Source organism: Blastomonas ursincola (genome assembly GCF_013607875.1).
GTDB lineage: Bacteria > Pseudomonadota > Alphaproteobacteria > Sphingomonadales > Sphingomonadaceae > Blastomonas > Blastomonas ursincola.
The window spans coordinates 475,789-501,808 of record NZ_VDES01000001.1; the positions used below are offsets into that span (position 1 = coordinate 475,789).

At 65.7% G+C, this 26,020-nt stretch carries 23 protein-coding genes; 6 read left to right on the forward strand and 17 right to left on the reverse strand.

Annotated elements, in window-relative coordinates; translation table 11 throughout:
• Positions 1-23 precede the first annotated feature (23 nt).
• On the reverse strand, positions 24-1,496 hold the full coding sequence (xseA, locus tag FG486_RS02275) for an exodeoxyribonuclease VII large subunit (RefSeq protein ID WP_181266280.1): 1,473 nt from the start codon (positions 1,494-1,496) through the stop codon (positions 24-26).
• Between xseA and purD the strand changes: the two genes are divergently transcribed.
• Positions 1,495-2,763, forward strand: a complete 1,269-nt coding sequence (gene purD / locus FG486_RS02280; RefSeq protein WP_181266281.1) for a phosphoribosylamine--glycine ligase — start codon at positions 1,495-1,497, stop codon at positions 2,761-2,763. The genes xseA and purD overlap by 2 nt on opposite strands.
• Here purD and leuB read toward each other — a convergent pair.
• The 13 genes from leuB to FG486_RS02345 all read right to left on the reverse strand — a co-directional run bounded on the left by leuB (position 2,760) and on the right by FG486_RS02345 (position 14,409).
• Positions 2,760-3,818, reverse strand: a complete 1,059-nt coding sequence (gene leuB / locus FG486_RS02285) for a 3-isopropylmalate dehydrogenase (RefSeq protein ID WP_181266282.1) — start codon at positions 3,816-3,818, stop codon at positions 2,760-2,762. The genes purD and leuB overlap by 4 nt on opposite strands.
• Positions 3,819-3,897: 79 nt before the next feature.
• Positions 3,898-4,632: a DNA repair protein RecO gene (gene recO, locus FG486_RS02290; protein ID WP_066274364.1), complete on the reverse strand. Its 735-nt coding sequence runs from the start codon at positions 4,630-4,632 to the stop codon at positions 3,898-3,900.
• Between the two features lie 8 nt (positions 4,633-4,640).
• Positions 4,641-4,802: a hypothetical protein gene (locus tag FG486_RS02295; protein ID WP_181266283.1), complete on the reverse strand. Its 162-nt coding sequence runs from the start codon at positions 4,800-4,802 to the stop codon at positions 4,641-4,643.
• 114 nt (positions 4,803-4,916) lie between these two features.
• Positions 4,917-5,639 (reverse strand): hypothetical protein, encoded by a 723-nt coding sequence (locus tag FG486_RS02300; RefSeq protein ID WP_181266284.1) that lies wholly within the window; start codon positions 5,637-5,639, stop codon positions 4,917-4,919.
• A gap of 38 nt (positions 5,640-5,677) precedes the next feature.
• Positions 5,678-7,621 carry an excinuclease ABC subunit UvrC gene (gene uvrC, locus FG486_RS02305; RefSeq protein ID WP_181266285.1) on the reverse strand — a complete coding sequence of 648 codons (1,944 nt, stop codon included), beginning with the start codon at positions 7,619-7,621 and terminating at the stop codon, positions 5,678-5,680.
• Positions 7,622-7,852: 231 nt separating this feature from the next.
• Entirely contained in the window at positions 7,853-8,404 is a 552-nt protein-coding gene (locus tag FG486_RS02310; RefSeq protein WP_181266286.1) for a F0F1 ATP synthase subunit B family protein, read from the reverse strand.
• Entirely contained in the window at positions 8,397-8,891 is a 495-nt protein-coding gene (locus tag FG486_RS02315; RefSeq protein ID WP_181266287.1) for a F0F1 ATP synthase subunit B family protein, read from the reverse strand. Before FG486_RS02315 ends, FG486_RS02310 begins: the two co-directional genes overlap by 8 nt.
• 75 nt (positions 8,892-8,966) lie before the next feature.
• Positions 8,967-9,194: a F0F1 ATP synthase subunit C gene (locus FG486_RS02320; protein ID WP_023839593.1), complete on the reverse strand. Its 228-nt coding sequence runs from the start codon at positions 9,192-9,194 to the stop codon at positions 8,967-8,969.
• A gap of 55 nt (positions 9,195-9,249) precedes the next feature.
• The gene (locus FG486_RS02325; RefSeq protein WP_060977035.1) at positions 9,250-10,035 is read right to left on the reverse strand and encodes a F0F1 ATP synthase subunit A; all 786 of its coding nucleotides are present in this window, start codon (positions 10,033-10,035) and stop codon (positions 9,250-9,252) included.
• Positions 10,036-10,052: 17 nt separating this feature from the next.
• On the reverse strand, positions 10,053-10,412 hold the full coding sequence (locus FG486_RS02330; RefSeq protein ID WP_181266288.1) for an AtpZ/AtpI family protein: 360 nt from the start codon (positions 10,410-10,412) through the stop codon (positions 10,053-10,055).
• A 204-nt stretch (positions 10,413-10,616) separates the two neighbouring features.
• Positions 10,617-10,997, reverse strand: a complete 381-nt coding sequence (locus tag FG486_RS02335) for a YdbL family probable chaperone protein (protein ID WP_066274377.1) — start codon at positions 10,995-10,997, stop codon at positions 10,617-10,619.
• The gene (locus tag FG486_RS02340; RefSeq protein WP_060977032.1) at positions 10,997-11,212 is read right to left on the reverse strand and encodes a YnbE family lipoprotein; all 216 of its coding nucleotides are present in this window, start codon (positions 11,210-11,212) and stop codon (positions 10,997-10,999) included. The genes FG486_RS02335 and FG486_RS02340 overlap by 1 nt, the downstream gene beginning before the upstream one ends.
• On the reverse strand, positions 11,209-14,409 hold the full coding sequence (locus FG486_RS02345) for an intermembrane phospholipid transport protein YdbH family protein (protein ID WP_181266289.1): 3,201 nt from the start codon (positions 14,407-14,409) through the stop codon (positions 11,209-11,211). The genes FG486_RS02340 and FG486_RS02345 overlap by 4 nt, the downstream gene beginning before the upstream one ends.
• Before the next feature lie 104 nt (positions 14,410-14,513).
• Between FG486_RS02345 and radC the strand changes: the two genes are divergently transcribed.
• The 4 genes from radC to FG486_RS02365 all read left to right on the forward strand — a co-directional run bounded on the left by radC (position 14,514) and on the right by FG486_RS02365 (position 18,642).
• Positions 14,514-15,242, forward strand: a complete 729-nt coding sequence (gene radC, locus FG486_RS02350) for a RadC family protein (RefSeq protein ID WP_060977030.1) — start codon at positions 14,514-14,516, stop codon at positions 15,240-15,242.
• 186 nt (positions 15,243-15,428) lie between these two features.
• Positions 15,429-16,610 (forward strand): BaiN/RdsA family NAD(P)/FAD-dependent oxidoreductase, encoded by a 1,182-nt coding sequence (locus tag FG486_RS02355; protein ID WP_181266290.1) that lies wholly within the window; start codon positions 15,429-15,431, stop codon positions 16,608-16,610.
• Between the two features lie 219 nt (positions 16,611-16,829).
• Positions 16,830-17,102 carry a hypothetical protein gene (locus FG486_RS02360; protein ID WP_066274387.1) on the forward strand — a complete coding sequence of 91 codons (273 nt, stop codon included), beginning with the start codon at positions 16,830-16,832 and terminating at the stop codon, positions 17,100-17,102.
• Positions 17,103-17,109: 7 nt separating this feature from the next.
• Positions 17,110-18,642, forward strand: coding sequence for a methyl-accepting chemotaxis protein (locus FG486_RS02365; protein WP_181266291.1), 1,533 nt, complete (start codon positions 17,110-17,112; stop codon positions 18,640-18,642).
• 20 nt (positions 18,643-18,662) lie between these two features.
• Here FG486_RS02365 and FG486_RS02370 read toward each other — a convergent pair whose 3' ends face one another.
• Positions 18,663-19,049, reverse strand: coding sequence for a tudor domain-containing protein (locus FG486_RS02370; RefSeq protein WP_181266292.1), 387 nt, complete (start codon positions 19,047-19,049; stop codon positions 18,663-18,665).
• 200 nt (positions 19,050-19,249) lie between these two features.
• On the opposite strand from FG486_RS02370, the gene FG486_RS02375 reads away from it, so the two are divergent.
• Complete coding sequence (locus FG486_RS02375; RefSeq protein ID WP_181266293.1) at positions 19,250-21,283, forward strand: DEAD/DEAH box helicase; 2,034 nt, start codon at positions 19,250-19,252, stop codon at positions 21,281-21,283.
• Between the two features lie 70 nt (positions 21,284-21,353).
• Here FG486_RS02375 and FG486_RS02380 read toward each other — a convergent pair whose 3' ends face one another.
• Positions 21,354-22,808: an efflux transporter outer membrane subunit gene (locus tag FG486_RS02380; RefSeq protein WP_066274397.1), complete on the reverse strand. Its 1,455-nt coding sequence runs from the start codon at positions 22,806-22,808 to the stop codon at positions 21,354-21,356.
• Positions 22,805-26,011 (reverse strand): multidrug efflux RND transporter permease subunit, encoded by a 3,207-nt coding sequence (locus FG486_RS02385; RefSeq protein ID WP_181266294.1) that lies wholly within the window; start codon positions 26,009-26,011, stop codon positions 22,805-22,807. The genes FG486_RS02380 and FG486_RS02385 overlap by 4 nt, the downstream gene beginning before the upstream one ends.
• Between the last annotated feature and the right edge of the window lie 9 nt (positions 26,012-26,020).

Consider the following 26,020-nt stretch of genomic DNA (forward strand, 5'->3'; position numbering starts at 1 on the left):
CGATCCGGTGCGCCAGCGCAAATCTACAGGAAACTCGCCTGGCGCGGCTCGGCGGGCCTGGGCTTCGTCTTGGCTGCGGGGGTCGGAGAAACCGGCGGCGGAGGCGGACCATCCGCTGGCGCGACATCGAGCGTCCCATCGCGGAAATGCAGCGTCAGCCGGGGTTCGCACGCAGCCACTGCCTTGTCGATCAATGTGCGGCCATCGCTGGCGGTGACCCGGGCATAGCCGCGCTGCAACGGCGCATCGGGATCGAGCTGCGCCAGTACGCGCTCCAGCCCGGCGAGCCGTTCGCCCGCCCGCCGGGTGATGCGATCGAGCACCGCCGGGTCGAGCGTCAGCCGCGCCAGGCGATCGCGCGCATGGGCGACACGGGTGTCGAGCACGGCAGGCCGCAACGCGCCCGAGGTCCGCGCCAGCGCACCGCGCGCATGCGCAAGCTGCAGGCCGAGCGCGGCGCGCAGCCGCTCGCCCAGATCATCGGCGCGCTGCTGCTGCGGGCTGAGCAGGTCGGCCAGGCGCGGCAGGCGCTGCGCCCTCGCCTCCAGCCGTTCGCGTGCCAGCGCATGGCTGCGGTTCACCGCACGGCTGGCGCGCAGGCCGAATTCGGCGACGCTGGCGAGCAGTTCGGACCGCACCGGCACCGCCATTTCCGCCGCAGCGGTCGGCGTCGGCGCGCGGCGATCGGCGGCGAAATCGGCGAGCGTCGTGTCGGTCTCGTGCCCCACGGCGGAGATGACCGGGATGACGCTCTCGGCAATCGCGCGGACCACCGGCTCCTCGTTGAACGCCCAGAGATCCTCGATCGAACCGCCACCGCGCGCCACGATCAGCAGGTCTGGCCGCTCTCCCTCGGACATTGCGCCAAAGCCGCGCACGGCGGCCGCGACCTGGCCTGCCGCCCCCTCGCCCTGCACCAGCACCGGCCAGACCAGCACGTGGCTGGGGAAGCGATCGGCGAGCCGGTGCAATATGTCGCGGATCACCGATCCGGTCGGCGACGTCACCACGCCGATCGTGCGCGGCAGGAAGGGGAGCGAGCGCTTGCGTTCGGGATCGAACAGCCCTTCATCGGCGAGCCGCGCCTTCAGCTTCTCGAACAGCTGCATCAGCGCGCCCTCGCCCGCCAGCTCGAGCGATTCTATCGTGATCTGGTATTTGGAGCGCCCGGGAAAGGTGGTGAGCTTGCCGGTGGCGATGACGTCCAGCCCGTCCTCGGGCCGGAAGGGCAGCCGCTGCGCCGTGCCCTTCCAGATGATGCCGTCGATGACCGCCTTGTCGTCCTTCAGCGCCAGATAGCAATGGCCCGATGCCGCGCGCTTGAAGCCCGAAATCTCGCCACGAATCCGCACATGCGCAAACCGGTCCTCGACCATGCGCTTCAACTGCCCGGAGATTTCCGAAACCGACAGCGGCGGGGCGTTGTCGCCGGGGGGCATCTGGGCTAACAGCCCGCCCGAACGTGAAGACATATCATCTGTAAAGGGGTCGGGCATGAATATCCTGCTGGTGGGAAGCGGTGGACGCGAACATGCCCTGTGCTGGAAACTGGCGCAATCCCCGCAGGTGGAAAGCATCTTCGCCGCGCCGGGAAATCCGGGGATAGCCGAGCATGCCAGCTGCGTCGCGCTCGATGTGACCGATCATGCCGCGGTGGCGGCATTCTGCGCCGAAACGGCCATTGGCCTGGTGGTGATCGGCCCCGAAGCGCCGCTGGTCGATGGCCTGGCCGACAGCCTGCGCGCCGCCGGAGTGCCTGTATTCGGACCTTCGGCCAAAGCGGCGCAGCTCGAGGGATCCAAGGGCTTCACCAAGGCTTTGTGCGACCGCGCCGGCATCCCCACCGCGCGCTATGTCCGCGCCAGCCACCGCGCCGAGGCGCAGGCCGCGCTCGCCGGGTTCGACCTGCCCGTCGTCATCAAGGCGGACGGGCTGGCCGCCGGCAAGGGCGTGATCATCGCCGAAACCGCCGAAGAGGCCGAGGACGCTATCGGCCATATGTTCGCCGGAGCCTTCGGCGAGGCCGGGGCCGAGGTGGTCATCGAGGAATTCATGACCGGCGAGGAAGCGAGCTTCTTTGCGATCACCGACGGCAGCGCCATCGTCGCCTTCGGATCGGCGCAGGACCATAAACGGGTGGGTGAAGGCGATACCGGGCCGAACACCGGCGGCATGGGCGCGTACAGCCCCGCGCCGGTGCTGACGCCGGAGCTGGAAGCGCAGGTGATGGAGCGCATCATCGCACCCACCGTCGCGACGCTCGCGGCCGAGGGCATGCCCTATTCGGGCGTACTGTTCGCAGGGCTGATGCTCACCAGCGAGGGGCCGAAGCTGATCGAATATAATTGCCGCTTCGGCGACCCCGAATGCCAGGTGCTGATGACCCGGCTGCAGAGCGATCTCGCCGAACTGCTGCTCGCGACGGCCAAGGGCGAGCTGGCGAACTGCCCCCCTCCCCGGCTGTCTGACGGTTACGCCCTGACCGTCGTCATGGCCGCCAGGGGCTATCCCGGCACCCCGGAAAAGGGCGGCGCGATTTCGCTGGGCGATGTCGGCCACGCCAAGGTATTCCACGCGGGCACCGCGCTGAAGGACGGTGCCCTCGTCGCCAACGGCGGCCGCGTGCTCAACGTCACCGCGACGGGCGGCAGCGTGACTGAAGCGCAGCGTGCCGCCTATGCCGCTGTCGATGCGATCACCTTCCCCGCCGGCTTCTGCCGCCGCGACATCGGCTGGCGCGAAGTCGCGCGCGAGCGGAACTAAAGCGCCGCCAGCACCGCGTTGCCGATCGCGACGGTGCCCATATTGCCGCCGAGATCCGCGCCACGCGCGCCCGCGTTGAGCGCGCTCGCCACCGCCGCCTCGATCCGCGCGGCCTCGGCTTCCAGGCCGAAGCTGTGGCGCAGCATCATCGCGGCGGACAGGATCATCGCGACCGGATTGGCGAGCCCCTTGCCTGCAATGTCGGGCGCGCTGCCGTGGATCGGCTCATACGCGCCCTTGGTGCCGAACGCGGTCTGCTCCGCGCCCAAAGAGGCCGAGGCAAGCAGGCCGATCGAGCCGACGCACATGCTGGCCTGATCAGACAGGATGTCGCCGAACAGGTTGCCGGTGACGATGGTGTCGAACTTGCCCGGCGCGCGGACGAGCTGCATCGCGGCATTGTCGACATACATGTGCTCGAGCGTGACATCGGGATAGTCCGCCGCCACCTCGATCATCACGTCGCGCCAGAGCTGCGAGGTTTCGAGCACATTGGCCTTGTCGACCGAGCACAGCCGACCCGAACGGCCCAGGGCGGTGCGGAACGCGACATGCGCGATGCGGCGCACCTCGCTCTCGTTGTACGACATGATGTCATAGCCCTCGCGCTGCCCGTCACTGGTGGTGCGCATGCCCTTTTCACCGAAATAGACATCGCCGTTGAGCTCGCGCACGATCATCAGATCGATAGCGCCCGCCACTTCGGGCCGCAGCGAGCTGTGCGCTTCCAGCCCCGGAAACACCTTGGCCGGACGCAGGTTGGCGAAAAGTCCGAGCTCCTTGCGCATGCCCAGCACCGCCTGTTCGGGGCGCAGATGCCGCTCCAGCCCGTCGCACGCCGGATCGCCCACCGCGCCGAACAGGATCGCATCGCATGCGTGCATCAGCGCCAGCGTCTCGGGCGGCAGCGGATGGCCATGCACGCGCCAGGCGGCAGCGCCCACCAGCCCGTCGTGCAATTCCACTCCCGGCAGATCAAGCGCGCGCAGCACGCGCACCGCCTCGGCCATGATTTCGGGGCCGATGCCGTCACCGGGGAGAATGGCAATTTTCATGGGGTCATCCTGTCTGTTGTGGAGGCGCGCATAGCGTCCGGCAGCGCATTTCCGCAACATTGTTTTGCTTGGGATGAGGTCAACCCGCCATGCGCCGCACCCGATCAATGAGCATCGCGCGCGCCGCGAGCGCGTCGGCGCGCCGATCGGTGAAGAACTGGCGCTCGATGAAATGGCCGGTCAGCGCAAAACCCTGCATCAGCTGCTCCCAATCGGGTTCTTCCTCGCCGGTCAGGAATGCGGGCAGCACCAGCAGCTTTTCGGCATAGACCCCGGCGGCGTGCACCGACACCGCACGCCCGGTGCGCGGACTGACATAGGCGAGGTCCGCGCGCTCGCCGGTCACCGCGCAACGCTCCAGATCGAGCCCGAAGCCCAGTTCGGCGAGCAGCAGTGCCTCGTACCGCACCATCGCGCGCAGCCACCAGCGCGCCGAGGGGGCGGCGCAGACCAGATCGAGCAAGGCCGCCAGCGCCGCATAAAGCCGAGGAAACGGCTGATCCTCGGGCGCGACCGTCGCGGTGAGCAGGGTCACCCATTCGAACGCCGCTGCGGCAAGCGGTTCGCTGTAAAAGGGCGCGCGGCTCTCGGCGAGCTCGACCGTCAGCCCGGCAAGCTGATCGTTCACCCGGCTGCGCAGCTCCGCCGTGACGAGATTCGCGGGCATCAGCACCGGACGCAGGGCCGTCGACCGCCCTCCCCGCACATAGCCCGATTGCAGCCCATGATCGGGCGTGAACAACCGCACCACCGCCCCATGCTCCCCATGCCGCCGCACGGTGCAGATTATGGCGGGGGTGCGGATGACGGGCATGCCACCACCTAATCCAGATCAGGAATCCGATCCAGCTTGTCGCCGACCCATACCTTGATGAGCGCCTTGACGGAAACGCCCCGCCTTTCAGCAGCCAGATCAAGTCGGCGCTTCATTGGCCGGGGCAAATTGAGAACGACACGTACCGTATCGAGATCTTTCGCCGCCACTCGCACCTCATTCCTGCCTATCGAGGCAATCCTGCAACGAAAGCGAAAGTAGGCGTTCCGCCCACAAGAATACAGGTCCGCGTGAACAATCGGCTCGAAAATGGATGCAATGATCTAGACGAATGCCACGGCCGCACCTGACCTTGCCGAGGCCTCGGCAGCGCGCATCAAGACCGTCAGGCAATAGGCTTCCACCCCGTATTGCTGCCAGAGCGGCCCTTCTAGCGCAGGATTATCCGCAAACTGCCAAAGCTGCTCGTCTTGCGTTGTCAGCCCTTCAGGAAGATCAATGAGCGACGCCAGCAAATGGCACTCTTCCCACAACATGGGCGCAGAACCCACCATGCATCCAACCCCCTCGCGTTGCGGCTCGCTGAGATCGAAAATGACCTCCTCAGTTCTCCGGGGAAGATAAAAACCCTCACAGTCGGAATGCAGAAGCAAATGAGCAAACGGCGGAACCGCCCTTGGCTTTACGAAACGCGAGAGCAGCCCGCGCTTCTCGGTCGCAGCGAAATACGCATCATGCTGCGCATAAAGCTGGTCCAGCAGGGGCAACTGATCGATATCGGCATGGGGCACTGGAGGCGGCAGTGCACCTTCAATCACCCAATGCGCCGCGAGCCGCCGAACCATGTGCAGACCGTTATAACCCCACATCTGCGCTTCGAATACATCGCCATCCGCAATTTCCAGAGGTTCGTAATGCGGGGGTTGGCCTGCTTCAGCAAGAACTTCATTCAGGGCCAGAAAAGGTTCAAAAATTGGCTGGAATTCTTCATCCGAAAGCTCTTGGCGGGATTGAGCGAGCCAGCCAACAACCACATCCAGTCCCATAAAACATCACCCGCCAGAAATTGAACTTGATCGTTACATCATCCCCGGAAGAAGTCATAGATGCTCTGCGCCATTGCCTTGGAGACGCCGGGGGCCTTTTGCAGGTCTTCCAGGCTGGCGCTGCGCACCGCGCGGGCGGTGCCGAAATGCATCAGCAGCGCGCGCTTGCGCGCCGGGCCGATGCCGGGCACCTCGTCGAGTGGGCTGGTGGTCATCGCCTTCTTGCGCTTGCCGCGATGCGCGCCGATGGCGAAGCGGTGCGCCTCGTCGCGCAGCCGTTGGAGGTAGAAGAGCACCGGGCTGTTCACCGGCAGGGTGAATTCGCGGCCATCGGGCAGGAAGAAGGTTTCGCGCCCGGCATTGCGCTCAGGCCCCTTGGCGACACCGACCAGCGGAACATCGTCGATCCCGAGCGTCGCCAGCGCCTCCATCGCCGCGCCGAGCTGGCCCTTGCCGCCATCCACCAGCACCAGATCGGGCCAGTCGCCGCTGCTGCGATCGGGGTCCTCGCTCTGCGCGCGGGCGAAGCGGCGTTCGAACACCTCGCGCATCATCGCATAATCGTCGCCCGGCACGGTCTCGGCGCGCTTGATGTTGAACTTGCGATAGGCCGCCTTGCGAAAGCCCTCGGGCCCCGCGACGACCATCGCGCCCAGCGCATTGGTGCCCTGGATATGGCTGTTGTCATAGACCTCGATCCGGTCGGGTGGGCCATCGAGCCCGAACAGTTCGGCCATTTCGGTGAGGTGCTTGGCGGTGCTGGCGCTCTCGGCAACGCGGCGCTGCAGCGCCTCGGTCGCGTTGCGCTGCGCCTGGTCGATCAGCCGCTTGCGCTCGCCGCGCTGGGGGACGAGCAGTTCCAGCTTGCCCGTTCGGTTGGCGGACAGCGCCTCCAGCATCAGATCGCATTCGAACGGCTGCCGGTCGGTCAGGATCAGCTTGGGCGCGGGCATGTCCTGATAGAATTGCATCAGGAAGCTGGTGAGGATTTCCGCTTCATCCATGTCCTGGACATGCGCAGGGAAGAAGCTGCGATGGCCCCAGTTCTGCCCGGCGCGGATGAAGAAGGCCTGGATGCAGACAGTGCCGCCCTGGCTCGCCATCGCGAACACGTCCGCATCGGCAATGCCCTGCGCGTTCACCGCCTGGCTGCCCTGGATGAAGGTCAGCGCCTTCAATCGGTCGCGATAGGCCGCCGCGCTCTCGAAATCGAGCGCCTCGGCCGCCGCTTCCATCTTTGCGCCGAGCTTGGCCTGTACCTCGGTCGACTTGCCGGTGAGGAAGGCGCGCGCATCGGCGACCAGCGCGGCATAATCCTGCTTGCTGATCCGGTCGACGCACGGCGCGGAACAGCGCTTGATCTGATAGAGCAGGCACGGGCGCGAGCGGTTGGCGAAGAAACTGTCCGAACACGAGCGCAGCAGGAACAGCTTCTGCAGCGAGTTGAGCGTGCTGGTCACCGATCCGGCGCTGGCGAACGGCCCGAAATACTGGCCCTTGTATTTTTGCGCGCCGCGATATTTGGACATGCGCGGAAAGTCGTGATCCTCGCGCAGCAGGATATAGGGGAAGCTCTTGTCGTCGCGCAGCAGCACATTGTACGCGGGGCGGTAGCGCTTGATCAGCTGCGCCTCGAGCAGCAGCGCCTCGGCCTCGCTGTTGGTCGTGACGATCATCATCGACCGGGTGAGCGAGACCATGCGCTGCAACCGGCGCGGCAGCTTGTCGACCTGGGTATAGTTGGTGACGCGGTTCTTGAGCGCGCGCGCCTTGCCGACATAGAGCACGTCGCCGCGCGCATCGAGCATGCGATAGACGCCGGGTCGCGTCGGCAGCGTTTTCAGCGTGTTGCGGATCGCGGCGATGCCGGTGTCGAAATCGGGCGCATCGGCGCCGCGCACGCTGTAGGTCGCCGCTTCCTCGAGAAAGCGGTCGGGCGCGCGCGGGTTGCTGTCATTGGGATGAGCGGGACGACCTGCCATAGGCGTGCATGTGGCGTGGCGGGGTCTGGAGGTCAATGGGGTGGAACCATTCCCCTCTCCCCGCCGAGGGAGAGGGTTGCGCAGACTTGGGAGCTTGCTGCCTAGTCGGAGCTGGGAGAGGGGGAAGCGGCGCTACCGTGCCTCTGCCTCACCCTCATCCAACTGCGCCTAATCGGCTGCGCCGACAAGGCTACGTATCCTTCTCCCTTCAAGGGAGAAGGCACAGGCACATCAATTCAGCCGCGTCCCCAGCTCTGCCACGGTGCGGTCGACCAGCGCCTGGTCGGCCTCCGCGCCGTGGTTCTCGGCGATCAGCTTCGCAGCCGCGCCGGTGGCGGCGCGGGCGACCTTCTCGCGAATCTCGGCCACCGCAGCGCGTTCGGCAGCGGCGATCTTGTCGGTCGCCATCTTCTGGCGGCGCGCGATCAGGTTTTCCGCGTCGGTACGTGCCTTGGCGAGCACGGCTTCGGCTTCGGCCTCGGCGCGGGCGTTCATGTCGGCCGCTTCCTTGGAAGCCGCCGCCAGCTTCGCTTCGTACTCGGCACGCAGCTTCTCGGCCTCGGCGCGAAGCGCCTGCGCCTCGTCCAGCTCGGCCTTGATCCCGGCGATCTTGGCGTCGAGCGACGCTGCGACCATGGCGGGCACCTTCTTCCACAGGATGATGCCGATCAGCACCAGCATCGCCGCAGAGACGAAGAAGGTGGCGTTGAGCAGATGGACGCCGCCGACCGAGGGATCGGCGTGTTCGCCCGCCGCAGCGGCAAGAATGGCGATATCAAGCATCGGCCAGCGCTCCCTTGACCGCACGGTTGACCTGCGGCTTGGTGATCTTTGCCGGGGTCAGCCGGGCGACGATATCCTGGGCGGCCTCGACAGCTACTGCCTCGATCTCGGTCAGCGCCGCGGCCTGCTGGGCCGCGATCGCCTCTTCGGCATCGGCCAGATGCAGTGCGATGCCGGCATCGGCTTCACGCACCTTGGCTTCGGCTTCACGCGCCCCCTTGGCCTTGGCTTCCGCGGTCACGGCAAGCGCCGCGTCACGGGCCCGGGCATGGGCGAGGCGATATTCTTCCTCGATCTCGTCGGCGCGGGCATGGGCGGCCTTGGCAGCGGCGATGTCGCCGGCGATCTTCGCCTTGCGCTGATCGACCGTGCCCTGGATCTTGGGAAACATCGAACGCCCGATCACGAAGTAAATCAGCCCGAACGTGATCACCAGCCAGAAAAGCTGGGACCCGTAAGTGGTCATGATCTGGTCTATCTGGGGCATATCGAAGCTATCCGTGGATCAGAATCTTGGGTGTGGACGGGGCCGGTGCTGTGACCGGCCCCGATCCGACACAAATCAGGCAACGAAGATCAGGATCATCGCCACGACGAACGCCAGCAGGCCGAGAAGTTCGGCAGCGGCGAAGCCGATGAACAGGCGGCCCTGCTGGCCGTCGGCAGCTGCCGGGTTGCGCAGAGCGCTTTCCAGGAACGAACCGAACACGTTACCCACGCCGATGGCGGCCATGCCGGCACCGATTGCAGCCAGGCCAGCACCGACCAGTTTTGCAGCTTCTGCGTCCATTGTAATACTCCTTAAGAAACTCGATTGGATGGAAAATTCTAGCGAAAAGGAAGGCTCAGTGCAGGTTCACCGCGTCGTTGATGTAGAGCGAGGTGAGCAGCGCGAAGACATAGGCCTGGACGACGGCGACCAGGATTTCGAGCGCGCTGATACCGACCATCAGCGTCAGGCTGGGCAGGCCGACCAGCAGGCCGTAGCCGATACCGGCATTGGTAGAGTTGATCACGAAGCCGGCCAGCACCTTGAGCAGGATGTGTCCTGCGGTCATGGCGACGAACAGTCGCAGACCCAGGCTGAACGGACGCACCAGGAACGACAGCAGCTCGACCACGAAGATGAACGGGATCATCGGGAGCGGCGTGCCGTGCGGAACGAACAGCGAGAAGAAGTGGAAGCCGTGACGGGCAAAGCCGACGATCAGCACGATCGAGAAACTGACGATGGCGAGCACACCGGTGATCGTCAGATGGCTGGTCACGGTGAAGGGATGTCCGCCGACCACGCCGATCGGGATCAGGCCGAGGATGTTGGCGAACAGGATGAACATGAACAGCGAGAAGACGTAAGGCGCATATTTGCGGCCTTCGGCGCCGATATTGGCGGTCATCATGTCGTCGATAAAGCCGGTAAAGCCTTCAACCATCAGCTGCCAGCGGCCGGGCACCAGCTCGCGCTTCATGCCGCCCTGCATGAACACCCAGACCGCGACCAGCGTCAACAGCATCCACAGGGCGCTGTTGGTGAAGGTGATGGTCTGTCCAGCAAGCTCGAACCCACCATTGAAGATGGGCGCGATCTCGAACTGGTGCATCGGGTCGATTTTGCCTGACTCGGCTGCCACAACCTTACCTCTTCGTCTTAATCTTCAGGCTTATCCTGCGGAGACTGCTGATTTTTCAGCCCCGCCGAATATGCGTTGGAAACCCGGATGATGTTCCTGAAGGCCACGATGATCCCCAGAGCGAGGAACGTGATCAGGAGCCAGGGCGATGTGCCCAGCCAGCGATCGAACAGCCAGCCGAACAGCAAACCACCTGCAATTCCCCCCAGCAGATCGGCGAGCACCCGGTTGCCAAGTCGATAATTCGCATCGACCCCGCTTCCCTTGCCGCTCGCTTCGGCCTGCTCCCGCTGCGTGATATCGCGAAGGCGATCACCGATGTGACCGATCCGCGCGTCGCCGCCGACAGGGTCTTGCCCGGGTTCGTTCTCTGCCATGTGCTTTACTCCCTGTTATCGGGCCTGGGCCTACGATGTTCAAAAAGCACGCAACCGGCAGCGAGCGGACCCGCCAAGGCGCGGCCCGTTTAGAAAGGGCTGCTGCCCAAGTCAATGGTCATGCTGCGGTGCGAGAAGCTGCACAAAAGAGCCCGGATTTCCGACGAAATCCGGGCTTGATCTGGGTTAATTCGGCGGTGCGGCTCAGGGGCAGCGCGCATCGCGCACCGGCGGACCGGCGTCCCGAGTCTTCCAGCTGCCATCGGGCGCCTGGTATTTTTCCCCCGGTCTGGTGCGCGATATGGTGTTGCAGCCCGCGGTAAAAGCGAACTGCTCGACGGTCGAACCTTCGGCCGAAGCGCGCTCGGTATAGACCTGCTTGCGCTTGAGATTGATGTCACTGACCAGCTTCTGCAGCTGTGCATCGCCGCCGCTGACAATGCCCAGATAACCGTCCGGCTTCTCGCCGATGCTGCCATTCTCGCGCGCGGCTTCATAGGCCGGGTCGCGCTGTGCCATTGCGGGCATGGCGAGCCCCAGCGCCAGTGCGCCGAGCAGGCCAGCCTTGAAAATCGCCCTGTTCATCAGAAAATCTCCGCATTCTCGTCGATCACCTCTTTGGCCTTGCCATCGAGCCGATAGACGACTTCCTGTTTGATGTTGATGTTGAGGTTGATGACGATCGGCTTGTCAGGTGCCGTCACCGTCACACAGCCGCCCAGCAACGCGGTGGCCACTGCCATCACCGTCATCTGCCCCCACGGGTTCCTCAAAATCGCCATCCTGTTCATGCCCTTCATGGACGATCCTCGCTTTCTGGTGGCTGAATGCCCGGTTTTGCCGGCGTTGTCGAATTGGGCCCCGGATTGTTCACCTGACCGGGCAGCAGCCCGAGCACGCCGGGATCGGTGATATACTGCGTGTCGTAAAGCGACCGCGCCGATGTGATCAGCTGCAGGAAGGGTGCTGAAATCGTGACGTTGAATTGCAACGGCAGCTTCTCGACCTGGCGGGTGAGGAAATTGCGTGAGGCCCCCTCGCCCTGGCTGAGCCCGTCAAAGCGAATCTTGGTGATGACCTCGCCCGCCAGATCGCCATCCATCTCGACGACGAGATAACGGTAACGCAGCGATCTCAGGGCGTTAAAGGCGAAATTGGCCATCGTGCCGAGGTCTTCATAGGTCAGCTCGCCGACATAGGCGAGCGTACCGCCATCGCCGATCACCTCGAGCCGGCCGCCACGCACATGCCCGCCATCCTTGTCGAACACGATCGGGATCACACCTGTAAACTGGCCGGTGGCGTTGATATTCTCAAAATCGAATCCGGCGAGAAACTGCGCCGCATCGACGCGGTCGACGCGGAAAACCAGCCGCCGCGGCTCCTCGCTGACCAGATCGACCATCCCCGGATCGAGCAGCAGCCGTCCTCCCGCAAAGGGCCATTCGCCGCCCTCCACGCGCATCTTGAAGCCAGGCAGAATCTGATAGCGAATCAGCCCGCTATAGACCGCGAAGCCGGGATTGACCTGCGCCAGCCGCACGACCTGGCCCGGTCCGGTCTCGAAGCCGAGAAGATCGGTAAACACGATCTCACCCGCCAGCCCTGTTACCGGGCCGAACGCGGCGGCGAAATCGAGCGAATCGGTGCGGAAGCGGCCGGTGCTCGACGTGACGCCGGTGGACGACCAGTCAATCCGACCCTGCCCGGTCACCATCCCGCGCGTATTGGCGATGAGGCCGAGCGCGATGTTGCTGACCATTTCAGGCTGAAGGCGGTCATCGAAGGTCAGCGCGTCGACGAACAGATCGGCATGGCCGGTCACGCTGGCGAGGTCATGCGCGATGGCGACGCGCACTACGGGACGCAAGGTCTGCGGTTCGTCGAGAATGCCGGTCACCGCAATCCGGCCATCGGCGAGCGTCAGCCGCATGTCGTCGGTGATCAGCGGCTGGAACCGCGCGGGCGCCTGACGGTCGCGCAGCAGCCATTCGTCGCCCTGCACATCGAGTACAGAATTCGCGAAAGACCAACGCCCGCTGCCTCTGGTCAGTACCAGCGGGACTGCGCCGATGGTCGCCTCGGCATCGGAATAGGCCCCACCGAGCGTTCCGCCGAGATCGACGCTGAAATCGCCCGCGGTGATATGCGTGCCCGATTGCGCCGGGCCGATCAGCAGATCGACGTCAGACAGCCGCGCGCTACCCGGAAAGTCGAACCGCACCGCGCCTGCTGCCAGCGCCAGGTCGGACGATCCCAGCTTGCCCTGCAGCCGCGTCGGCCCTGAAAGCCGCGCCGCCATCTGCAGGCCGCGCGCCCCCGTCCGGACGATCGGTCCGCCGCGATCGGGGCATAGGGTGAGCGCCTGCCGCCCGCTCACGAAATTCGAGACGCGCAAGCGTTCCACACGTACGGTCTGGCACCCGTCATACATCACAAGACCTGCTGCCTGGCTCCAGCGCCCCTGGAGCGGCAGCGCCAGCCCCTCGACCCGGCCGCCGGGCAATGGCCCCGACAGTCGCGCCGCGCCAGCAAAGCTCAGGCCGCCGCGTCCGTTCCACAATGCCTCGAACTGCGGCAGCGCCAGCGAGGCATTGCCCGCGCTATACGCGTCCATCGCCAGCTTGAGCGCATAGGCTCCCTGCCCGCGCGGGACGATGCGCAGCTGCGCGACGGGCAGCCCTGCCCCGCCGGTCGCAAGATTGCCCGCGAGCTGCCATTCCTCGCCCAAGCGCCGGACGCTGAGGCTGTTGCCGCCGACCAGCCGTTCGCCGCGCGCACCCGACAGCGACAGGCGCGGGATGGCGAGCGCGGTGTCGGCGCCGCACGCGCGCGCATCGACCGTCATCGCCAGATCCGATCCCGGCAGTGCCCGCCGTGCAGCGCTCACCATGCGCTGCACCAGCGGCGCGATGGGGAGATTCGCGCTCGCCTTCACCGCCGTATCGAGCCCGGTCAGCCGCTCGCGCGCGACCGCCAGACTCTCGCCGCGCAGATCGCCCTCGAAGCGCAGATCGGGCGAAGCCTCGCCTAAGCGCACCACCGCCCTGCCCCTGGCGTCGAACCGCCGGAAACCAATTCCGGCAGTGGCAGGATCGGCCAGCGCGAGATCGACCTCACCGTCGACCTGCTGGCCTTTGATCATAAAGCTCAACCGTCCGCCCAGCCCATCCGCCGCAAAACCATCGGCCCGGATCGCGCCGACCGCAGGGATCAGCGCGCCTTCAACCCGGTCGAGCGCCGCATTGGCCTCCGCTCTGAGCGCGATCGAGGATTGACCGACGGCGACACCACCCCGATCGCAAGCCAGCCCCGAAAAACGAATTGGTCCGCGAAAGGCAGGGCGTTCATCGGCGATGCTGACCGTTCCGAACAGGCTGGGCCGGTCGAGTGCGCAGCCCTGATGGGCGAGCCGCGCGCCGATCGCAGCGAGCTGTCCCTTGAAGCCGTCGCGCAGATTGCCCTGCCCATCGGCCTTGACCCCGATCGTGCCATAAGGGCTCTCGATCCGTACGCGCGCGTCGCGCAGCGTCAGGTCGAGCCGGGGCAGCCGGAAAGGCTCCTTGCTGTCGGTATAGAGCAGCTTGTCGAGGCTGCCGAAGCTGACGCGCCCCTTGTCCAGCCGACCATAGCCGCGCAATCCCTCGACGATTACCTGGTCGATGCGCAGCCCGAACAGCCCGCCGCTGACATCGACGCTGAGCCGCGCGATCGTCGCATCGGGGCGCTTCGGATCGCCGAGCACGAGGTTGCGCACCGTCTGCCGCCCGACGCCGATCGATTCGATATCGTAGCGCGCCTCTATGCCGCGCGCCTCGAGCTCGTTTCCGATGAGGTTGCGCGCGATATCCTCGCGCTGGGTCCAGGCGACCAGCCCCGCCACGCCCAGCAATGCGACGCCGTACAGCGCCACGCGCAGCGGCCAGGCCATTCGCCGCCACGCACGGACCTGCCGCTCGGGCGGAATTGCCTCGGCCTGGGTATCGGGATCGCTCATCCTCACCTGAATGGCTTGCAAAGCATCGCGTTGCAACGACGCAGCGGCAAAGCCGTTCCGACAAAGCGTTTGCCCGTGCCGGGGCGAAAGATTAACTTCAAACCATGTCCTCTTCACTGCCCCTGCTGGCCGATGCCGAGCTGCCGGACCTTCCGGCGGGCGGGCATCACGGCGCAGGCCATCGCGCCCGGCTTAGGGAGCGGTTGCTGAACACCGACGGAACCGGGCTGCATGATCATGAAATCGTGGAATATCTGCTGACGCTGGCGATTCCGCGCCGCGACACCAAGCCGCTCGCCAAGCAGCTGATCGACCATTTCGGCTCGCTCGCTGGCGTGCTCACCGCTGATGGCGACTCGCTGCGCGCAGTGCCCGGCATGGGCGAGACCAGCGCCGCAGCGCTGAAGATCGTACAGGTGGCGGCGCGCCGGCTGGTGAGCGAGCCCGTCCGCCGCCAGCCCATCCTGTCGAGCTGGCAGGCCTTGCTCGACTATCTGCGGCTCGACATGGCGCATCTGACGCGCGAGCGGGTGCGCGTGCTGTTCCTCAACGCCAAGAACATGCTGATCAGCGACGACGTGATGTCCGAAGGTTCGGTCGATCAGGCGGCGATCTACACCCGCCAGGTTATCAAGCGCGCGCTCGATCTCGGCGCGGTGTCGCTGATCCTGGTGCACAACCACCCCAGCGGCAATCCGCAGCCGAGCAAGCAGGACATCCAGATCACCCGCGAGATCATCGAGGCGGGCAAAAGGCTGGGCATCGGCGTGCATGACCATATCATTATCGGGCTGGATGGGCACAGCAGCATGCGGTCGATGGGGCTGATTTGAACCAAAATCCTCCCCGAGCTTGTCTCGGGGAGGTGGCAGTGCGCAGCGTTGACGGAGGGGCAATTGCAGTGCATTCCGCTTTCCCCCTCCACCGCGCCGCTGCGCGCCGCGGTCCCCCTCCCCGAGACGAGCTCGGGGAGGATTTTGCCTCGACTAAGCGCAACCCTCGCGCCATAGACCCGCGCCATGCTCTCCCCCTCCCCCTTTGACGCGATCATCCTCGGCGCTGGCGCAGCCGGGCTGTTCTGCGCGGCGATCGCCGGGCAGCGGGGCAAGCGGGTGCTGGTGATCGACCATGCCGATGCGCCGGGGAAGAAGATCCTGATCTCGGGCGGCGGACGCTGCAACTTCACCAATATCCACACCCAGGCCGACCGCTATCTCAGCGCCAACCCGCATTTCGCCAAATCGGCACTGGGCCGCTACAGCCCGCAGGATTTCATCAATCTGGTCGATGCGCACGGCATCGCCTGGCATGAAAAGACGCTGGGCCAGCTGTTCTGCGACGGTTCGGCCAAGCAGATCGTGGCGATGCTGCTCGATGAATGCGACAAGGGCGGAGTGACCATCGCGCTCGGCCATGCCATCCGCGCGGTCGAGCATGCCGATGGGCGCTATCGCGTTAGCTGGGGCGATCGCAGCGTCGAGGCCCCCGCCCTGGTCATCGCCACCGGCGGGCCCTCGATCCCGAAAATGGGCGCGACGGGCTTTGCCTATGATCTCGCGCGGCAGTTCGGCCTAAAGGTTGTCGAGCCGCGCCCGGCCTTGGTGCCGCTGACGCTGGGAGGAGACGAGACGCTGTTCCGATCGCTCTCGGGCGTCGCGACCGACGTCGTCGCGCGCGCGGGCAAGGCGCTGTTCCGCGAGGCGGCGCTGTTCACGCACAAGGGGCTGTCGGGCCCTGCGATCCTGCAGGTGTCGAGCTATTGGCGGCATGGCGATCCGGTAGCGATCAATTTCCTGCCCGATGCCGCCCCCGGCTGGTTGACCCAGGCCAAGCGCCAGCAACCCCGGGCGACGCTGCGCAGCACGCTCGGCGCCATGCTGCCCGACCGGCTAGCCGCGACGCTGAGCGACCGAATCGGCGGCGATGCGCGGCTCGCGGATACACCCGACCGGGTGCTGGGCGAAGCAGAGAGGCGGCTCTCCAGCTGGACCTTCCACCCCAACGGTACCGAGGGCTATGCCAAGGCCGAAGTTACCGCGGGCGGCATCAGCACCGACGGTCTGTCTTCGCAGACCATGGAGGCACGCAAGGTGCCGGGCCTCTATGCGATTGGCGAAGCGGTCGATGTCACCGGCTGGCTGGGCGGCTATAACTTCCAATGGGCATGGGCGAGCGGGCATGCCACAGCAGCGGCAATTTAAACCCAATTTGGTGGTAACTTACCCCATCTGCCCGCTCTTCAACCGATTGCACAAACATCCATAATGGATATTTCTTTGTGCGATCGCTTTGCATAAGCGAAAATTTACCAATTCGGCCGATGGGTATCGGCGATGTCGGCGTCTTTGCCTCCCTTACAAGGCCCTGCACGGCCAGCTGATAGCGGGATCAGCCTTGCCGTGCTCGTTCAGGGGGCGGTGGTGACGCTCGCGCTGCTGGCTGCCATGCTGGCGCCACCCGAGGAAGGGCCGATGATGGTCATTCCGCTGGACGGTGAAGGCATGGGCCAGACGATAAGCTGGGCATCGGGTAACGGGGCCGCCTTGATCGGCACAGGCCCCCTGCCCGGTTCGATCCTGGTCTATGGCAAGCGCAAGCAGGTCACGGAAGCCGCCTGGCATCATAACGGCCTTGTCATCAAGGCACCCGCAATTTTCTGCGGCAGTTTGTCCTCTACACCCAGGAAGAGTTGAGCGTCGCATGGAACTGACAGGTATTCGCAAGAATGGCGCCTTCGCGCTGATCGTCATCGCATGGCTGTGTGTGGCCGTGATCGCCGGCATCAGCCTGTACACCGCCAGTGGCTGGGCTCCGGTTGCTATCGCAGTCGCCGTCACCCTCATTCCGAGCGTGATCGTGCGCAGCGGCCGTGCCGACAGCACCGCACGCATCATTCTCGGCGGCACCATGCCCGTCTATCCCGCGATCATGCTCTATCAGGCAGCCGGATCCAGCCTGCAGATGGACGTCCATATGGTGTTCTTCGCACTGCTGGCCACATTGGTGGTGATGTGCGACTGGCGCGCGATCGTCGCCGGCACGGCCGTGATCGCGGTGCATCATCTGGGCGCGAACCTGCTGATCCCCGCTTGGGTCTTTCCCGATGGCGCCGACTTGCCGCGCGTCCTGCTGCATGCCGTCATTGTGCTGATCGAGGCAGCGGTGCTCATACAGATCTCGCTGCAGCTGGAACAGATGATCGAGCGGCAGGCCGAAGCCAGGCGCGAGGCCGAACGGCTGGAGCAGGAAGCCGCCAGCACCCGCGACGCCATCGCCGCCAAGCAGAATCAGGTCATCGGCGCGCTCGGCCAGGGGCTCAAGGCGATGGCGCGCAACGACCTGACCGCGCGGATCGACCAGGCCTTCCCGGAAGAATATGAACAGCTTCGCGCCGATTATCACGATGCGCTCGAGGGAATGCGCCAGTCGCTCGAGAAGATTTCGGGCGTGGCGACGCGCATCGACGAGAGCGCGGGCGATGTCAGCCATGCGTCGAACGACATGGCCGATCGCACAGAACGGCAGAGCGCCACGCTGCACGACACCGTGGCGACCATCCGCACGGTCAGCGACTCCATTTCAGACACCGCCAATCGCGCGGTCGAGGCGCGGCATGTCCTCGACGCAGCGCAGGGCGAGGCAGAAAAATCGGCCGGTATCGTCGAGCGCGCTCGCGTGGCGATGACCAATATCGAGCATTCGGCGCGCGAGATCGACCAGATCATCGAAGTCATCGAAGGGCTGTCGTTCCAGACCAACCTGCTCGCGCTCAATGCCGGCGTCGAGGCAGCACGCGTCGGCGAGGCGGGCAAGGGCTTTGCCGTAGTGGCATCCGAGGTGCGCGCGCTTGCACAGCGCTCGGCCGATGCCGCGCAGGACATCAAGACCAAGATCGGCGCGTCGAACGAGCAGATTGCGCTGGGCGTGTCGGTGGTCAGCGAAACCAGCGAGACGCTCGAGCGGATCACCACGCGCATCCTGCAGATCAGCGAATTCGTGGCGACCATTGCCGGATCGGTGGAAAGCCAGGCGGCCAGGCTGCGCGAGGTCAACGGCACCGTGGGCGCGCTCGACGGCATCACCCAGCAGAATGCCGCGATGGTCGAGGAAACCAGCGCCGCCGCCCGGTCGCTCGCCGAACAGTCGCGCACCCTGGCGCAGGAAATCAGCCGCTTCCGGCTGCAGCAAACCGGCTCGTATCACGCGGCGCCAGCGCTGGCGCGCGCGGCCTGATGGCGACCTGTTAGGCCCAATCAGCGGGTGCGGCAGCGTCCGGTGTTGGTGTTCTCGATCGTGCCATCGTCATCGTAGCGGATTTGCATCGTGAAGCCGTCCGCTGCGATCGAGCGGATGGTCGCAGCATACCATTTGTTGTCGCTCCACAGACAGGCAATCCGGCTGCCGGGCTGCCAGTCGAACCGCCGGACCGTGCTGGCCGGCCGCGTCTCGACATCGCCATCGTCGAAGCGGATGGTAACTAGAGTGCCGGTCCGCGATTCAATCACGCCCGGATAGAGAACGCTGCTGCCGCGCCATGGCGAAAGCACCCAATCGCCCACTTCCTGCGCCTGCGCCACGCCCGGCAGGACCAGCGCCCCCATGAACGCCGCTGCAACAGCTAATGCCCCCTTGATCCCCATACCACCTCTCCTTGTGGCAGAACGATACACCCAAATCGGAGGCAATACAAATGAGCGGCTCGGGTCTCGGGCGAATATGATTGTGCCCGCGCCGCAAATCCGCTAGGGGCGCAGCCTTGCAGCGAAGCCGGATTTTGGGCCTCGCGCGCGGTTTCGCCGATGATGCGGAACCTTCGCATCATCACACGAATTGAAATCCCATGCCTTTTGATACCGTTCCCGCCGTTCTGTCGGACGCGCTTGATGCGCACGGCTATGACACGCTCACCCCCGTCCAGCAGGCCGTGCTGGAATCCGAAGCGCAGGGCCGCGACCTGATCGTCTCGGCGCAGACCGGATCGGGCAAGACCGTCGCCTTCGGGCTTTCGATGGCGCCAGAGCTGATCGGCGAGGATGGCCGCGTTCGCCAGGGCACGGCGCCGCTGGCGCTGATCATCGCGCCGACGCGCGAACTGGCGCTGCAAGTCAGCCGCGAGTTCATGTGGCTCTATGGCCCTGCCGGTGCGCGCATCGCGACTTGTGTCGGCGGCATGGACGCCTCGCGCGAGCGGCGCAACCTCGGCTATGGCGCGCAGATCGTCGTCGGCACGCCTGGGCGCCTGCGCGATCACCTCGAGCGCGGCGCACTCGATCTCTCGGCGCTCAAGGTCGCGGTGCTCGACGAGGCCGACGAGATGCTCGACATGGGTTTTCGCGAAGACCTCGAAGAAATTCTCGACGCAACGCCCGAAGGTCGCCGGACGCTGCTATTCTCGGCCACCATGCCCAAGCCGATCGTGGCTCTGGCCAAGCGTTATCAGCACGATGCGCACCGTATCTCGACGGTCAGTGAAGAGCGCGGCCATGGCGATATCGACTATATCGCCTGCACAGTCGCGCCATCGGACACCGAAAATGCCGTGGTCAACCTGCTGCGCCTGTACGAGGCAGAGACCGCAATCCTGTTCTGCGCGACGCGCGACAATGTCCGCCATCTGCATTCGAGCCTGATCGAGCGCGGCTTCTCCGCCGTCGCGCTGTCGGGCGAGCACAGCCAGAACGAGCGCAACCAGGCGTTGCAGGCCCTGCGCGACCGGCGCGCGCGCGTCTGCGTGGCGACCGACGTCGCCGCACGCGGCATCGATCTGCCCGGCCTGTCGCTGGTCATCCATGTCGAGCTGCCGCGCGATGCTGATACGCTCAAGCATCGTTCGGGCCGCACGGGCCGTGCGGGCAAGAAGGGCACCGCGCTGATGATCGTGCCCTATCCGCGCCGTCGTCGCCTCGAACAGATGCTGCGCGGCGCGAACATCCCCGCGCAATGGATCAATCCGCCTTCGGCCGAAGACATCCGCCAGGCCGATCGCGAGCGCCTGCTCGAGCGGCTCCGTGCGCCCGTCGAGGCCGAGGAGGCCGACCGCGAACTCGCCCAGGCGCTGCTGGCAGAACGCAGCGCCGAGGACCTCGCCGTGATGCTGGTCCAGGCGCACCGGGCACAGATGCCCGCGCCCGAAGAGTTGCTCGATGCCTCGGCCCCGCCGCCGCAGCGCGAGCGTGGCCCCCGCCCCGGCTTCGAGGACACGATCTGGTTCGAGATGAACATCGGCCGCCGCCAGAATGCCGATCCGCGCTGGCTGCTGCCGCTGCTCTGCCGCCGGGGGCACATCACCCGCGGCGAGATCGGCGCGATCCGCCTGGGCGATGAAAGCACCCATTTCGAAATCCCGCGTGCGGTTGCGGATCGCTTCGCCGAGGCGGTCAAGCGCACCTCGGGCGGCGAGGATGGCGACGAGGGCAGCGTGATGATCACCGCCGCCGATGGTCCTCCCGCCTATCGCCCGCGCTCGGGTCCGCCGCCGCGTGGCGATCGCCGTGGCGGATCGGGATCGGGCAAAACGGGTCGCAGCAATGCGCCGCTGAGGCCGCGCTACGAAGCGCGCACCGATGGCGACCGCCGCCCGCCGCGCGAGGATGGCGAGCGCAAGCCCTATGGCGACCGCAAGCCTGCGGGCGATCGCAAGCCTTTCGGCGACAAGAAGCCGTTCGGGGACAAGAAGCCCTTTGGTGACCGCAAGACCTTTGGCGACAAGAAGACCCAGGCCGATCGCGCCTCCTATGCCGATCGTCCTGCACGCGGTCCGCGCAGCGATGCGCCACGCGCCGGCGGCCCTGGCGGCAAGCCCCGCTTCGATGGCAAACCGCGTCCGGCGGGCAAGCCAGGCGCAAAGCCCTTTGCCAAGCGCCCCAAGGGCTGAGGGATTCTACAGGGTTAGCGGGCTCTGCCGACCTGCGCCCCTCCCTCTCAGGCAGGGGGCGCGCGCGACATCAGGGCCTTGAGACGTCGGGACGCTCCACCGTCTCGCCGCCCAGCGCGCGGTAGAGCGTCACGCGATTGCTCGCCTCGACCAGCTGCGTCGTCAGCAGCGTGCGCTGCGCCTGATAAAGTGAGCGTTGCGCATCGAGGCTGGTGAGAAAGCTGTCGAGCCCGCCGCGATAGCGCATGTCGGTCAGGCGGAAGCTGTCCTCCGCCGCATCGACGAACGAGCGGTTGGCGCGCAACTGCTCGGAAATCGTGCCGCGCCGCGCCAGCGCATCGGCAACATCACGGAATGCCGCCTGGATCGCGCCTTCATAGCCCGCCAGCGCCGCATCGCGCTGCGCCTGGGTCTGCGCGACGCCTGCGCGCGCCGCCCCCCCGGCGAAGATCGAATAGCGCACCGTCTCACCCACAGAATAGTTGAACGCCGCACCGGTAAACAGGGTGGAGAGCGCGTTGCTCGCCAGGCCCGCCAGCCCGGTCAGCGTGATGCGCGGGAACAGCGCGGCGCGCGCTGCACCGATCTCCGCGTTGGCGGCGCGCAGTTCATATTCGGCCTGCAGCACATCGGGGCGACGCAGCAATATGGTCGAATCGAGCCCGGCGGGCAGCACCCGCACCGCGTCGCCTGCATCGGCGATCGATTGCGGCAGCAGCGCCTCGTCGAGTGGCGCGCCCACCAGCAGTTGCAGCGCATTGATGTCCTGCGCCAATGCCGTGCGCTGCTGCGCGATATCGGCCTCGGCCGTCGCGAGGATCTGCTCGGCCTGGCGCAAATCGGTGCGCGGGGCGATGCCACCATCGAGCCGCAGCCGGGTCAGCTTCACCCGCTCGCGTGCGTTGGCGGCGGTGTCCTCGGCGAGCTTGAGCAGCGACCTGTCGGCGGCATAGGTCAGCCAGGCATCGGCAATATCGCCGATGAGCGTCAGCCGGGTCGCGCGCGCCGCCGCTTCGGTGCCGAAATAGCGGTTGAGCGACGCATCCGACAGCGACTGCAACCGCCCGAACAGGTCGAGTTCGAACGCGGTGGTGCTGAGATCGGCGGTATAGCGCGTGCCCGCGGTCGAGCGGCTCGCCGACGGGTTGTTGCCGATATCGATATCCTGATTGCGGTTCTGATTGGCGGTGCCATTATCGAACTGCGTACGGTTGGCCTGCGCGCTGATCTGCGGCAGCTGCGCCGCGCGCTGGATGCGGAACTGCGCGCGCGCCGCCTCGATATTCGCAGCTGCCACCCGCAGGTTGCGATTGTTGGCCAGCGCCCGCTCGATCACCTGCACCAGCCGCGGATCGGCAAAGACCTCGCGATAGCTCATCACCGGCAGCGCGGCTTCGCTTTGCGCGAGATAGGCATCGCCCGCCGGCCAGGAGGCGGGTACCGGCAGGTCCGGCTGGACATATTTGGGTGCCATCGAACAGCCCGCGAGCAGCGCCAGCGCGATCAGGGGACCAGCACGTTTCATGCAGTGCCCTCACCCGAGCTGATTCCGGCGGGCTTCGGCTCGCCGATATGCAGCTTCTTCAGCGTGTCGCGCGTCGTCCGGCGGACGAGCACGAAGAACAGCGGGATGAAGAAGATCGCCAGCACCGTCGCGGTCAGCATGCCGCCGATCACCGAGGTGCCGATGGCGATGCGGCTGTTTGCGCCTGCCCCGCTCGACAAGGCCAGCGGCAGCACGCCGAAGATGAAGGCAAGGCTGGTCATCAGGATCGGGCGGAGACGCAGGCGCGCCGCTTCGAGCGCCGCATCGATCACCCGCGCGCCGCGCTTTTCCGCCTGTTCGGCAAATTCGATCACCAGAATGGCGTTCTTCGCCGCAAGCCCCATCGTCGTGAGCAGGCCGATCTGGAGGTACACGTCGTTTTCCAGCCCGCGCAGCGTCACCGCGAAGATTGCTCCGACAAGCCCGAGCGGGATTACCAGCATCACCGCGACGGGAATCGTCCAGCTCTCATAAAGCGCAGCAAGGCACAGGAAGACGACGAGCAGCGACAGCGAATAGAGCAAGGGAGCCTGGCCCGAGGACAGCCGCTCCTGGAACGACAGGCCCGACCAGGCAACGCTCACGCCCGGAATCTGCTTGGCGAGTTCCTCAATGCGGTCCATCGCCGCGCCCGAGCTCTGCCCCGGAGCCGCCTGGCCCTCGTACTGGAAGCTGGGATAGCCCTGGAAGCGCGACAGCGTCGTCGGGGTGGTCGACCAGCGGGTGCGGGCAAAGGCGCTGAACGGCGCCATCTGGCCGTCACTGCCGCGCACGAACCATCGGCCGATATCGTCGGGCGTCGCGCGATAGGGCGCATCGGCCTGCACGAACACGCGCTTGACCCGTCCGCGGTCGATGAAATCGTTGACATATTGTCCGCCCCAGGCAGCGGACAAGGTGGTGTTCACGTCGTTCTGGTTCAGCCCCAGTGACGCCAGCTTGGGCTGGTCGATATCGACCTGCAGCGTCTGCACATCGGGCAGCTCGCCGAGCCGAACCCCTGCCAGGACGGGATCGTTCTCGGCCAATTCCAGCAGCTTGTCGCGCGCTTCTGCGAACTCTTCCCGGCTCATGCCGCTGGTGTTCTGCAATTGCAGGCTGAAGCCGTTGGTCTGGCCCAGGCCGCGGATCGCCGCAGGCACCAGCACGTTGACCTGCGCGTCGCGAAAAGCCGAAAACGCCTTGTTGGCGCGCTCGGTAATCGCATCTGCACTGTCGTCCTTGCCGGTACGCTCGGACCAGTCGACGAAATTGACGAAGCCCTGGCCGGTATTCTGCCCCGCCGCGCCCTGCCCGCCGCCGGCGACGCTGAACATCACCGCAATGTTCTTGCGCTCGTCGTTCAGCATATATTTCTCGATCGCCAGTTGCACCTCGCGCGTGCGGCCCTGCGTGGCACCAGCGGGAAGACGGAATTGCAGCCGCGCCGCGCCCTGGTCCTCGATCGGCAGGAAGCCGGTGGGCAGCCGCACGAACAGCGCCACCAGCAGCACCAGCACGATCGCGTAGATCGCCAGGAACAGCCATTTGCGATCGACCACCTTTTCGACCGCGGCGACATAGCGATCGGTCCCGCGCGCAAAGCCATGGTTGAACCAGTGCTGCGCGCGTTCCAGCTTTTCCGCGCCCCACGGCCAGAAGCGGTGCATGCGGCTCTCCGGATCGGTGCCGTCATGCCTTTTCTGCTTGAGCAGCGTCGCGGTGAGTGCGGGGCTGAGGATCAATGCGACGAGCGCAGACAGCACCATGGCCGAAACGATGGTGATCGAAAACTGGCGATAGATCACCCCGGTCGACCCGCCGAAAAACGCCATCGGCAGGAACACGGCGGACAGCACCACGGCGATGGCGACCAGCGCGACCTGGATCTCGCCCATCGACTTGATCGTCGCTTCCTTGGGCGTCATCTCGGGATTTTCCTCGAGCAGGCGCTCGACATTTTCCACCACGACGATCGCGTCGTCGACCAGCAGGCCGATCGCCAGCACCAGCCCGAACAGGGTCAGCGTGTTGATCGAGAAATCGGCGAGATAGAAGATCGCGAAGGTTCCGAGCAGCACCACCGGCACCGCGATGGTCGGGATCAGTGTCGCACGCCAGCTTTGCAGGAACACGAACATGACGATGACGACCAGGATCACCGCCTCGATCAGCGTCTGCACCACCTCCTCGATCGAAAGGCGGATAAAGGCCGTCGAATCATTGGCATAGGCGACATTGTAACCGGGGGGGAAGCTCGCCTTGGCGTCCGCAACCGCCTGTTTGACCAGATCTGCGGTGGCGAGCGCGTCGGCACCGGGCGCCAGCGAAATCGCAAGGCCCGCGCCCGGATGACCGTTGATGCGGCTCGACGCCGAATAGTTTTCCGCGCCCAGCTCGACCCGAGCGACATCGCCCAGCGTGACGATCGCGCCGGTCTGCTCCGACTTGAGGATGATCGCCTTGAACTCGTCAACGGTGCGCAGCCGCGATTGCGAGGTCACGGTCGCGTTCAGCCGGTTGCTCTCGGGTTGGGGAAGGCCACCGACCTCGCCTGCCGCGACCTCGGTATTCTGGTTGCGGATCGCAGTGATGATGTCGCCAGGCATCAGCCCGACCGACGCGAGCCGGTCCGGATCGAGCCAGATGCGCATCGCATATTGCGAGCCGAACACGTTGGTCTCGCCCACGCCTTCGATGCGCGACAGCGTGTCCTGCAAGTTGGAGACGAGAAAGTCGGAAACGTCGATATTGGTGCTGCGGTCGGTCTCGTCGTAGACGCCGACGATGAACAGGAAGTCCGGGTTGGACTTGGTGACGCGCAACCCCTGCTGCTGCACCTGTTGCGGCAACCGGGCGAGCGCCTGCTGCACCTGGTTCTGTACCTGGACCTGCGCGATATCGGGATCGGTGCCCTTTTCGAACGTCGCGCTGATCGTCACCTGCCCGCGCGAGGTCGAGCTCGAGTTGAAATACAGCAGCCCGTCGATGCCGGTCAGCTGCTGCTCGATGATCTGGGTGACGCTGTTTTCCAGCGTCTCGGCCGAAGCGCCGGGAAAGGTCGCACGTATATTGACCTGTGGCGGGGCAACATCGGGATATTGCTCGACCGGGAGCAGATAGATCGCGCCGATCCCGGCGAGCATCGTGATGATCGCCAGCACCCAGGCAAAGATCGGCCGTTCGATGAAGATGCGCGACATCGCCGCGCC